The sequence below is a fragment of the Mycolicibacterium komossense genome (genome assembly GCF_025822605.1).
GTDB lineage: Bacteria > Actinomycetota > Actinomycetes > Mycobacteriales > Mycobacteriaceae > Mycobacterium > Mycobacterium komossense.
This window is the reverse complement of the sequence record NZ_JACKTY010000022.1, coordinates 42,633-53,892: the sequence shown is the minus strand read 5'-3', so window position 1 is coordinate 53,892 and position 11,260 is coordinate 42,633. Positions and strand designations below refer to the sequence as shown.

12 protein-coding genes are annotated in these 11,260 nt (G+C 66.4%); 8 read left to right on the top strand and 4 right to left on the bottom strand.

The annotated features are described in order from the left end of the window. Positions 1–100, top strand: a 100-nt coding sequence (locus H7J73_RS10405) for a DUF5078 domain-containing protein (RefSeq protein ID WP_264067274.1), incomplete at its 5' end; no start/stop codon positions are given. Positions 101–143: 43 nt separating this feature from the next. On the opposite strand, the gene H7J73_RS10400 is transcribed toward H7J73_RS10405, so the two are convergent. From H7J73_RS10400 to H7J73_RS10390, 3 genes are all read right to left on the bottom strand, one after another. After that, positions 144–1,586 (bottom strand): adenylate/guanylate cyclase domain-containing protein, encoded by a 1,443-nt coding sequence (locus H7J73_RS10400; RefSeq protein ID WP_308207404.1) that lies wholly within the window; start codon positions 1,584–1,586, stop codon positions 144–146. 53 nt (positions 1,587–1,639) lie between these two features. After that, positions 1,640–2,272, bottom strand: a complete 633-nt coding sequence (locus H7J73_RS10395; RefSeq protein ID WP_264067272.1) for a TetR/AcrR family transcriptional regulator — start codon at positions 2,270–2,272, stop codon at positions 1,640–1,642. A gap of 140 nt (positions 2,273–2,412) precedes the next feature. Continuing rightward, on the bottom strand, positions 2,413–3,258 hold the full coding sequence (locus H7J73_RS10390; protein WP_264067264.1) for an SDR family oxidoreductase: 846 nt from the start codon (positions 3,256–3,258) through the stop codon (positions 2,413–2,415). 132 nt (positions 3,259–3,390) lie between these two features. Here H7J73_RS10390 and H7J73_RS10385 point away from each other — a divergent pair, with 132 nt between their 5' ends. From H7J73_RS10385 to H7J73_RS10370, 4 genes are read left to right on the top strand one after another with little or no spacing between them, the layout of a single operon-like run. Beyond that, positions 3,391–4,977, top strand: coding sequence for a methylmalonyl-CoA mutase family protein (locus H7J73_RS10385; RefSeq protein WP_264067271.1), 1,587 nt, complete (start codon positions 3,391–3,393; stop codon positions 4,975–4,977). Positions 4,978–4,992: 15 nt separating this feature from the next. Continuing rightward, a complete protein-coding gene (locus tag H7J73_RS10380; RefSeq protein ID WP_264067263.1) occupies positions 4,993–5,397 on the top strand; it encodes a methylmalonyl-CoA mutase C-terminal domain-containing protein in 405 nt (134 codons plus the stop codon). Next, positions 5,394–6,350 carry an LLM class F420-dependent oxidoreductase gene (locus H7J73_RS10375; protein ID WP_264067262.1) on the top strand — a complete coding sequence of 319 codons (957 nt, stop codon included), beginning with the start codon at positions 5,394–5,396 and terminating at the stop codon, positions 6,348–6,350. The genes H7J73_RS10380 and H7J73_RS10375 overlap by 4 nt, the downstream gene beginning before the upstream one ends. Further along, complete coding sequence (locus H7J73_RS10370; RefSeq protein ID WP_264067261.1) at positions 6,347–7,411, top strand: CaiB/BaiF CoA transferase family protein; 1,065 nt, start codon at positions 6,347–6,349, stop codon at positions 7,409–7,411. The genes H7J73_RS10375 and H7J73_RS10370 overlap by 4 nt, the downstream gene beginning before the upstream one ends. Here the strand turns inward: H7J73_RS10370 and H7J73_RS10365 are convergent. Then, positions 7,399–7,728 carry a 2Fe-2S iron-sulfur cluster-binding protein gene (locus H7J73_RS10365; protein ID WP_435405461.1) on the bottom strand — a complete coding sequence of 110 codons (330 nt, stop codon included), beginning with the start codon at positions 7,726–7,728 and terminating at the stop codon, positions 7,399–7,401. The two genes, H7J73_RS10370 and H7J73_RS10365, sit on opposite strands and share 13 nt — an antisense overlap. Positions 7,729–7,804: 76 nt before the next feature. On the opposite strand from H7J73_RS10365, the gene H7J73_RS10360 reads away from it, so the two are divergent. The 3 genes from H7J73_RS10360 to H7J73_RS10350 are packed head-to-tail and all read left to right on the top strand — an operon-like array spanning position 7,805 to position 11,259. Then, positions 7,805–9,286 (top strand): class I adenylate-forming enzyme family protein, encoded by a 1,482-nt coding sequence (locus tag H7J73_RS10360; protein WP_264067260.1) that lies wholly within the window; start codon positions 7,805–7,807, stop codon positions 9,284–9,286. Next, complete coding sequence (locus H7J73_RS10355; protein ID WP_264067259.1) at positions 9,264–10,169, top strand: acyl-CoA dehydrogenase family protein; 906 nt, start codon at positions 9,264–9,266, stop codon at positions 10,167–10,169. Before H7J73_RS10360 ends, H7J73_RS10355 begins: the two co-directional genes overlap by 23 nt. Next, positions 10,156–11,259, top strand: a complete 1,104-nt coding sequence (locus H7J73_RS10350) for an acyl-CoA dehydrogenase family protein (RefSeq protein WP_264067258.1) — start codon at positions 10,156–10,158, stop codon at positions 11,257–11,259. The genes H7J73_RS10355 and H7J73_RS10350 overlap by 14 nt, the downstream gene beginning before the upstream one ends. The last annotated feature ends 1 nt before the right edge of the window (position 11,260 follow it).

Below are 11,260 nucleotides of genomic sequence, written 5' to 3'. Positions count from 1 at the left end.
CTGGGCCAAACTGTTCTTCAACAACAAAGGCGTCGTCGCCAACTCCACCGACGTCTGCATGAACTACCCACCCAGCGACCCCTCGGTCTGGGTCTACTGACGGTCACGGGTGGCTGTCGCACTTCGAGATTGCACTGAGGGCGCTAAGTCCCGTCCGCAGGGGCGGATATCGCAGTCGCTGCCGAACGTCCCCGCAGCAGTACCGAACCGAGCGATGACCACAGCGCGCGTTCGTCGTCGTCGGCCCGGGTGAGCGCGGCACCGGAGGTCAGGATCCGGCCGTGATAGGCCTTCGCGCGGTCGGCCAGCCGGGCCGCCTCGTTGACCGGATCGCCGATCACCGTGTATTCGAAGCGACTCAGCGCGCCGACGAAACCGGCGAATACCGGTCCGGCGGACAGGCCGATACCGAAGTCGAGGTAGGGCAGCTGCCGCATATCCAGAGCGAGTTCGCGAGCCGTCGCCAACGCGTCCGATGCCGCGGTCGGGCTATCCAGCGGCGCCCCGAAGACCGCCAGTGCGGCATCGCCCTGGAACTTGTTGACGAAGCCGCCGTGCCGGTCGACCGCGGTGACAACGGTCTGGAAGAAGTGGTTGAGAACGTCGGCGACATCTTGCGGTGGGCGACTCGCCGCGAACTGCGTGGAGCCGGCCAGGTCCACGAAGAGAATGGCCACCTCGCGCACGTCGCGGTACAGCGACTCCTCCCGCTGCACCAATAGCCGGACGACGTCGGCGCCGACGTTCCTGCCGAACAGATCCTGGATCCGGTTCCGCTCCTGAAGGCCCGCGATCATTCGGTTGAATCCGCTTTGCAGGCGGCCGATTTCGGACCGCTCGTAGACATCGACGGTGTGGTCGAGGTGACCATGCTCCACTTCGGCCATCGCATCGACGACGTCGCGCAACGGGTCGGAGATCGACCGCGAGACCAGGATGATGGCCCGCAGGCCCCACAGCACCGCGATCAGCGAGAGCACGAGCACCGGCACCTCCACCGAGGCGGATTTGTCGATCAGCCAGCCGTTGGCCCTGGCCACGATCAGCAGTGCGCTACCGAGACTCGGTAGTGCACAACACAACACCCACATACTGAGCAGGCGGGCGAGCACCCCTGGTGCGGTATCGCCGGTGTCCATGCCTGGGGCGGCGGCGACGGTGATCGGACGTAACGTCCGCAGGGTGAGCAGCATCGCGGTACAGACGGCGGCGATGGAGCCGAAGACGATCGCGGGTGCGGTGAGCGCAGCTACGGTGACGGCGCTGTCGAGATTGACCAGGACCACGACGGCGCCGCTGGCCAGCCACACCGTGATCAGTAACAGCGACTGTCGCCGACCGATCCGGGTCGCCGATCTCAGTTGGGCGCGAGTTGGTTCGGCCCCGGGGACGAACCAGCGCAGTGTCGGCCAGATGGTGACGACGCTGCCGACCGCGACGGCCACGATCGCGGCGATGACGACGGCGACGATCGCAGCGGCGTGGCGGCCCTCGAACATGCTGCGCGCGGGGCCGGCGGTCTCCCGACCAAGCGCGGTCATGATGACGACCACCTCGGTGACCGCCAGGATATGAGCGATCGTCACGCCTGACGCGTACCGAAATGCCAGTCCTGCCGCATCACCGGTGGGAGGTTGCTTCACCCAACCCGTGCCCTGATCCCCGTCGCCACCCCGATGCCGCTGAGGCAGAACTGCACCAGGTGGTCGACGTCCGCCGGGGGCGGCCGTCGCTCCGAGCCGACGTAGCGACGCAATGTGCCCATCGTGCAGTGGAACACCGCGTCGGCGTCGCGGTCCGGGTCAGTCCGGCCCATTCGCTCGATCGGCTCGCTCAGCAACTCCCGAAGCGGTCGCATGACGTCGTCGTCGGACGCCTGGCGGTGTGCACTGGCCGACATCTGCGCGACGGTGGCCGCACACATGCTGAACATGTGCGGGTCGGTGACCTGGGCGAGCAGGCCTTGCACCCATCGGGCGACCTTCACCGCCGGATCGGACTCGCGGCTCATCTGCTCCTCGAGCAGCGCGGCGACGACGGCGATGCCGCGCTGCATCACGGCCAGAAGGAGATCGTCCTTACCACCGAAGTGGCGATAGAACGCTTTGTTGCAGCTGCCCGCCTCCACGATGATCTCGCTGACCTTGGGTGGTTCCGGCGCCGAGCGTGCCATCACCCGGACCGCAGCGGTCAGAATCCGGTCCACTTCTTCGGCGGTGCGCCTGCGCTCGGCCAGGGCTCGCTCGACCGCGGGCGCGGTCCGGCTGTTCACCGTCACGCCGACACCATCCGGGCCGTTCGCATATTCGAGAATAACCTTCTCTTAGTGCGCGATGGTTGTTTCCGTCGAATCGCTCGTCCGGCCGACCCTGAGGACGTGCGGCTGCGCCGGTGGGGATCGCCATCTGCGCGTCAGAGGTCGAGGAAAAGGTCGGGAATGGGCTGATCGCCGCCGCCGTAACGGGACAGATCGGTCACGCCGGATTCGATCAACAGGTCGGCGTCGATGAAGCACTGACCGGTGGTCTCTGGCGCTGGGCGGGACAGGATCTCGACGGCGGCATCGGCCATGATCTCCGGAGTGCGGGACGACGCGGCCAAGGTGCTGCCGTCGGACATGCTGGTGACCGCCGCGGTGGCGATATAGGTCTGCGGCCACAGACAGTTCGAGGCGACTCCGGATCGTCCTTCTCGCGCGCGGAACTCTTCGGCCCAGCCCAGTGCGAGCAGTGTCATTCCGTATTTGGACAGCGTGTAGGACGGGTGCCGGCCCAGCCAGTAGGGGCTCAGGTTGATCGGCGGCGAGATCGTCAGGACGTGAGCGTTCGACGACTTCCGCAGGTGAGGTAGGCACGCCCTGGTCAGCAGGAACGTGCCACGGCAGTTGATGTCCTGCATCAGGTCGTACTTTTTGGCCGAGAGCTCTTGGCTGCCCTCGGTCGCGATGGCGCTGGCGTTGTTGACGCAGATGTCGACGCCGCCGAAGCGTTCCACCGCGGTGTCGACGGCGTGCTGGACATCCTCTTCCTTGCGCACGTCGCCGACGACGGCTGCGGCCTGACCGCCGGCGGACTCGATGTCCTCGGCCGCGGTGTAGACCGTGCCCTTGAGTTTGGGGTGCGGTTCGGCGGTCTTGGCCAGGAGCACCACGTTGGCTCCCCGGCGGGCGGCCCCGATCGCGATGGCCAAGCCGATCCCGCGGCTGGCGCCGGAGATGACGAGGGTGCGGTCGTGCAGGGAACTGCTGTTCTCGGCCATTCATCTCCCGGGGTCGACCGGCTACCGCCGGGCTGTCCCGGCCGTTCGCCAACAAGCGATGGTATTGGCATTCTCTTTTTTTGCAAGTACGTTATCCACGTGGTTCAAGTGCCTTCGCGCGCCTCCTCCGGCGTGGACAACAACGTTCAGACTGCCTCCGGCATCCCGGTGGAGCCGGTATACGGACCAGCGGACGGCACGGTCTCCCCGGGTGACCCGCCGCTACCGGGGACCTATCCGTTCACCCGCGGCAACTTCGCCTCCGGATACCGGGGCAAGTTGTGGACGTTTCGCCAGTACTCCGGATTTGGCACGGCCGAGGAATCCAACCGGCGCTACCGCTATCTGCTCGACCAGGGTGGCACCGGCCTGTCCGTTGCGCTGGACCTCCCGACCCAGTGCGGCTACGACTCCGACGACGCTGAGTACGGCGAGGAGGTCGGCCGCGTCGGTGTGGCCGTCGACACCCTCGCCGACGCCGAGATCCTGTTCGACGGGATTCCGCTGGACAAGATCAGCACCAGCTTCACCATCAATGGAACGGCCGCCATCCTGCTGGCCTTCTATGTCGCTGCCGCCGAGAAGGCAGGCGTGCCAAGGGTCAACCTCACCGGCACCATCCAGAACGACATCCTCAAGGAGTATGCGTCACGCGGCACCTGGATCTGGCCGCCGGAACCGTCGCTGCGCCTCATCGCCGACACCATCGAGTTCTGTGCCGCCGAGGTGCCCCGCTTCAACGCGATCTCGGTGGCGGGCGCGCACTTCCGTGACGCCGGCGCCAACGCGGTCCAGGAGATGGCGTTCACCTTGGCCGACGGAGTCACCTACTGCGACACCGTGGTCGAACGCGGCCGGATGACCATCGACCAGTTCGCTCCGCAGATCTCGTTCTTCTTCTACACCCACGGCGACTTCTTCGAGGAGATCGCCAAATATCGCGCGGGCCGGCGCCGGTGGGCGACCATCGTGCGTGAGCGCTACGGGTCCAGCAGCGACAAGGCGTCGATGTTCCGGTTCGGTTGCGTCTCCGGCGGGGCTTCCCTGTACGCGCCGCAGGCCCAGAACAACGTCGTCCGGATCGCTTATGAGGCAATGGCTTCCGTGCTCGGTGGCGTGCAGTCGATGTTCACCGCCGCGTGGGACGAGCCGTTCGCGTTGCCCAGCGAGGAGTCGGCGACGCTGGCGCTGCGCACCCAGCAGATCCTGGCCTACGAGACCGGCGTGACCCGGGTCGCCGACCCGCTGGGTGGCTCCTACTTCGTCGAGGCTCTCACCGACGCCACCGAGGAAAAAATCATCGAGATCATGCACGATCTCGAACAGCACGGCGGCATGGTGCGTTGCATCGAGGATGGCTATCTGCAGGGCCTGATCGCCGACGAGGCCTACCAGATGCACAAGGACATCGAGGCGGGCGTGCGTCCGGTAGTCGGAGTGAACAAGTTCGTCGTCGACGAGCCGGCGCCGGACATCGATACCTACGAACTCGATGCGCAGGGCCGTGATCTGCAGCTCAGGCGGCTGGCGAAAGTCAAGGCCGACCGTGATCCGGTGGCGGTGAAGGACGCACTCGCATCACTGTCGACAGCTGCCGAGGGATCCGACAATTTGATGCACAAGCTGATCGACTGCGCGAACGCGTATTGCACTGTCGGTGAGATGGTTTCGGCGCTCAAGGCGGTCTGGGGCGAGTTCCAGCAGCCGGTCGTCTTCTAGAAGGGGAGTGTTCTGATGAGTGCTCGCATATTGGTGGCCAAACCGGGCCTGGACGGACATGACCGCGGCGCCAAGATCGTCGCACGCACGTTGCGCGACGCCGGATTCGAGGTGATCTACAGCGGCATCCGGCAGCGCATCGAGGACATCGTCTCGATCGCTCTGCAGGAAGATGTCGCCGTCGTCGGGCTGAGCATCCTCTCCGGTGCCCATCTCGCGCTCACCACTCGAGTCGTCGATGCGCTGAAAGCCGCTGACGCAGCCGATATCGCGGTGGTGGTCGGCGGAACCATCCCACAGGCCGATGTGGCGAAGCTGACGGCGGCGGGAGCCGCGGCGGTGTTCCCGACCGGTACATCGCTGGAGGACCTGGTGACCGGCGTGCGGGTGTTGACCGCGGAAAGGGTTTCCGAGCAATGAGACTGGGCGTGATGATCGGGGCCGAGCGCGGCGGTATGGCCCGCAAGGTGCAGAAGCTGATCGCCGATATCGAGTGGGCCGACTCGGCGGGCCTGTCCACCGCGTGGATGCCGCAGGTGCCCGACGATTTCGATCTGTTGACCATGGTGGCGCTGATGGCGTCGCACAGCACGCGAATCGAACTCGGCACGGCCGTGGTACCGCTACCGGCGCAGCATCCCATTGCGCTTGCTCGCCAGGCCCTTTCGGTGCATGCCGTCTCGGGCGGGCGGCTGGCGCTAGGGGTCGGGCCATCGCATCACTGGATCATTCGGGACATGCTGGGCCTGCCGTACGACAAGCCGGCCGCCTACACCCGCGATTACTTACAGGTGTTGAACGCGGCGATAGCCGGGCCCGGCCCGGTCGATGTGGAGAATCACACGTTCACCGTGCACAATCCCACAGTGCTCGGGGCCGAGACCAAGATGCCCGTCCTGGTGGCCGCGCTCGGGCCGGTGATGCTGCAGATCGCCGGTGAGTACGCCGACGGCACCAGCCTGTGGATGGCCGACGAGAAGGCCATCGGGGATCACATCGCGCCCAAGATCACCAAGGCGGCAGCCCACGCCGGCAAACCGGCACCGCGGATCGTGGCGGGTATTCCGGTCTGCCTGTGCGCCAATTCCGAGATCGATGCCGCCAAGGACCGGGCCAACCGGATCCTGGCCGAGGCCGAGACGTCGCCCAACTACCAGCGCCTGCTCGACCGGGGTGACGCCCGCACGGTCGGTGATCTCTGCGCTGCCGGTGATGAGGAGTCAATCCTGAAGCGCTTCAGGGCCTTTGCCGATGCAGGCGTGACGGATCTGTCGGTGCGCCTGTTGCCGATCGGCGACACTCGTGACGAACTCGTCGCGTCCAAGTACCGCACCAGGGAAGTGATCGCCGACCTCGCCAGAGCAGTGCAGTGAACGGGCCGCTGGCCGCTATCCGGATTCTCGAGGTGGGCACCATGCTGGCCGGCCCGTACGCCACGATGATGCTGGCCGACCTCGGGGCCGAGGTCACCAAGATCGAACCACTCGCGGGTGACATCTCCCGCCAGGTCAGCGACAGCTACTTCGCCAGCCTCAACCGGGGCAAGCGCAGCATCTGCCTCGACCTGAACACCGATGAAGGTCAGCGGCGGCTCGGGGAACTGGTGGCGCAATCGCATGCGCTGCTGGTGAATCAGAAACCGTCGACCATCCACAAACTCGGCCTGACCTATCGGGCCTTGCGCCGGTTCAACGAGAAGATCGTCTGCGTCGCGCTCACCGGCTTCGGGCTGTACGGCGGCGACGATCCTGCCTTCGACTACATCGTCCAGGCCGCCACGGGTATCGCAACGCTCACGGGGGACCCCAAGAGCCCACCGACCCTGCCTGGGTACTCCTCGGCCGACAACTCCACGGGATTGACTGCGGCACTGGGTCTGCTGGCGCAGATCGTTTCCGGTTCCGGCGGGCAGGTGGATGTTTCGCTGCGCGACGTGATGCTGTCGCAGTTGAACTATCGGGCAGCGGCTTACCTCAACGACGGTATCGAGCCGAAGCGCTATCCCAACGGGGCGCATTCGTTTTACGTTCCCGCTCAGCTGTTTCCGACCGTCGAGGGGTATCTGGCATTGTTCGTCACCCACGACGCGTTCTGGCGACTGTTCGCGACCGAGGCGGGGATCGCCGGCGATCGGCTGCCGTATCCGACGATGGCCGAGCGGTCGGCGCGGCGCGAAGAGGTGCTGGCACTGGTTTCCTCGGCCCTGGCGAACGACACCGCGATCGAGTGGGAAGCCCGGCTGCGGCCACTGGGCATCCCGGCTGCTGCGGTACGGACGCTGCCCGAGGCGCTTGAGGCCACCCCCGAGGCCATCGTGTCAGCCGGTGCTTACCGGCTGGTCGGCAGCTCGATTCGCGTCGACGGGTATCGCCCGGAGTACCGGCCGCCGCCTGCCTTGGGGCAGCACGGCGAGCTGCCGGCTCACTCGTCGTAGTTGACGGTCAGGGGACCATCGGGAATGGCCTGGCAGGTCAATGTGTAACCGTCCGCGACTTCGTCATCGTCGAGCGCGTCGTTGACCCGCATGGTCGCTGAGCCCTCGGTCACCTTGGCCATGCAGGTACCGCAGTTGCCCGCCTCGCAGGAGAATGGCGGTGCCATTCCGGCAAGCCTGGCGATCTCCAGCAGGGTCTCGCCGGGGCGAATGGCGGCGGCGACGGTCTTGCCGTCGAGCTGGATGAGTGCCGTCGCCGGGCCGTTGGCGGTGTCGGGTGCCGCAGGTGCGGTACTGCCGGACGAAGGTCTCGTCACCACGCCTCCTCTTTTGGTATGTCAATTCTGCCCCTGTGAGAATAATATTCTCACAGAGCGATAGGATCCTCTCAGTATGACTTCAGCGTCGTTTCCAGCAATCGAGGGGGCGTCCCAGGAGACCCTGGGACGCCGCGATGCCGACCCTTGGGTGCTGGCCTTCGAGGACCGCCAGTATCGCCGTTCGGAATTGGGCGCGTTGACCGACGGACTGGTTGAGACGTTGGACCGCCGCGGGGTGACCCACGGGCAACGGGTCGCGCTGATGTCGTCCAACCGGCCCGAGTTCGTGATAGCCCTGCGGGCGATTTGGCGCCTCGGTGCTGCCGTCGTGTTGATCAGCCCGTCCTGGAAGCGCGGCGAAGTCGAGCACGCTCTGGCACTCACCCGGCCCGAGCATGCGGTCGGCGACCAGCCGCTGCTGGCCGAACTGATGCCGATGCTGCACCTCGACGAGCCGATCGCTGCGGTGGCCCAGGCGCCGTCTCGGCCGGCTCGTGCGCCAGGAGATGACGCGGTCCTCGTCTTCAGTTCGGGCACCACCGGGATGCCAAAAGCGGTCCGGCACAGCCATGCCGGCTTTGGCCTCGCCGTGCAGCAGTGGGCTTCGGCACTACAGCTGGGGGCTCGGGACCGGATGCAGATCGTCACACCGCCGAGTCACATCCTGGGGCTGCTCAACATCGTGACCGTCCTGCAGGCCGGCGGCTGGCTGCGGCTGCACCGCCGGTTCGACATCGACCAGCTCCTCGCTCATATCGAGTCCGATGGCATCACGGTCGAGATGGCAGTGGCCCCCATCGCGCTGGCGATGGCCTCGCACCCGACGCTGGAGAACTTCGACTTGTCCTCCCTGCGCTACCTCCTGTGGTGCGCGACCCCGGTGACCGTCAGCGTCGCCGAGGCTGTCACCAGGCGGACCGGCGTCACCTGGGTCACGGCCTACGGCGCCAGTGAGCTACCCGTGCTCACCTGCAACGAGATCGCCGGCGCCCGGCTGGACAACGTGGGGCGCGCCGTGCCCGGTGTCAGCCTGCGCGTGGTCTCGCTGGAGACCGGCCAGGAGCTTGCGCCCGATGAGGTCGGTGAGATTGAGGCACAGTCGAATTCGATGATGGCCGGCTATCTTCCGGACAGCGCTACGGCACCAGCATTTCACGACGGCTGGTACCGCACCGGCGACGTCGGCCACCTCGACACGGGCGGCTATTTGCGGATCACCGACCGTGCCAAGGAGATGATCAAGGTGCGCGGCTTCCAGGTCGCACCCGCCGAAGTCGAGGCTGTGCTGCACGGCCATCCCGCGGTGGCGGACTGCGCCGTATTCGGCGTGCCCGATGAGGCCGACGGGGAAGCAGTGATGGCGGCGATCACCTTGCGCGACCCAGTGCGCGGGCCGGTCGACGAGGCCGGACTCATCGCCTGGGTCGGTGAGCGGCTGTCGTCCTACAAACGTCCGAGCGAGATCGTCTTCGTTCCGGAGATTCCGCGCCTGCCCTCGGGTAAGGCTTTGCGTCGCGTGCTGAAGGAGCGCCATGGACGTTCGTCTGACTACTGAACAACAGCAATTGCGGGACGCGGCAGCCAAACTGGCCGACGACCTCGGTCCCGGTTCGGTTGCTGAACTCGACGACGAAAGTCGCATTGCGCGACTGGACAAGCAGATCGGGGCCACCGGCTGGCGCTCGTTGCGCTCGGACGAGGCATCCGGTGTCGAGGTCGCGATCGTCGTCGAGGAGTTCGGCCGCGGGCTGGTGGATGCACCGTTCCTCGGACCGGTGCTGGCCGATGACCTGATCCGCCACCTCGACGCCGACCCGGGCCCGGCCACCGTCATCATCGACGGGAAGGCGATCGACGCCAGGGGGTACCACCGCGCGCTTCTGTTGCGGGACAGCGCCGTTCTGGCCGCCGACCTCGGCGTAGCGCAGCGCGGCGTCGACCTCAGCCGGTCCGTCGCTGCCGTGGAATCCGAACCGTCGGTCATCGGCGCGCTCGGTGATCAGGCCGCCGCCCGCTGGTACGCGCTGGCTCTGGCTGCGACGGCGGCGGATCTGGTCGGTGTCTCGCGGGGTGCACTCGCGCTGGCCGCCGACTACGCGAAAATCCGTGAGCAGTACGGCAACGCGATCGGCTCCTACCAGGCCGTCGCACATCTGCTGGCCGAAAGCGCCGCGCTCATCGAGGGTTCCGTCAGCATCGTGCGGCACGCTGCATGGGCCGTCGACGAACTCGCGCCGGCAGAGGCGATCCGGTCCGCCCGGATCGCGAAGGTCTACTGCGCACGCACCGCGCGGACCGTCTGTGAAACCTCGATCCAGGTGCACGGCGGTATCGGCAACACCTGGGAGTGCCTGGCTCACATCTATCTCCGTCGCGCGCTGACCGCGACGGAGCTTCTGCCCGTCAAGCTGGAGGAGATCGATTTTGGACTTTCGTGACTCGCCGGACGAGGCCGCCTTCCGCGAGCGGTTGCGCGCTTGGCTGTCCGAGCATGCGAGAAGTTTCCCGACGTCCGGTGACGAGTACTGGGCCAAGGCAGGGGAGTGGCACCGCGCCCTCTACGGCGGCGGCTTCTTCGGATTGTCCTGGCCACGGGAGTACGGCGGTCAGGACCTGCCGCCGGTCTACGACGTCATCCTCGACGACGAGTTGACGCGCGCGGGTGCGCCGGCTCGCCCGAGCCTGGGCTACCTCGTCACCGGCCTGGGCAGGCACGGCGGTAAGGAACTGCAGCAGCGGTTCCTGCCCGGGATGATCAACGGTACCGAGCGCTGGTGCCAGGGCTTCAGCGAACCGGGCGCCGGAAGCGACCTGGCCTCGCTGACCACCACCGCCGTGCTGGATGAGGCCGGTGAGAACTACGTCATCAACGGGTACAAGATCTGGACCAGCTATTCCGATGATGCCGACTGGTGCCTGCTGTTGGCGCGTACCGACCCGGAAGCCAAGCGGCACAAAGGAATTTCAGCGTTCATCGTCTCGATGCACCAGCCGGGTATCGAACAGCGGCCGCTGAAGATGATCAGCGGCGTGACCAAGGAGTTCGGTCAGGTCGCCTTCGACGGGGCGACAGTGCCGGCGGATCAGATGGTCGGTGGACCCGGTGAGGGCTGGCCGCTGGCCATGACCGTGGTCGGCCACGAACGGGAACCGTCGACGCTCGGCTTCGCGGCCCGATACGGCAAGACCGTGCACCAATTGCTCGACGAGTTCGAGGCGGGTGAGCGGGTGCCCGACGAACTCGCTTGGGCTGCAGTCGAAACCGAGATGCTCACCCACCATGTGCAGCGGCGGCTCTCCGAGCAGCTCGACGGGGTGTCCCACGGGTCCGAGGGCTCGATCGACAAATTGCTGATGACGTGGGCGGAGCAGTCCGTCGGACATGCCGTGCTGGCGGTGACCGGAACCCGTGACCCGGACCTGCTCGGTGCGTATTTGTACAGCCGTGCGCAGAGCGTCATGGGCGGCACGTCGCAAATCCAGAAGAACATCATTGCTGCCAGAATCCTTGGACTAGGAGTCAAATGAC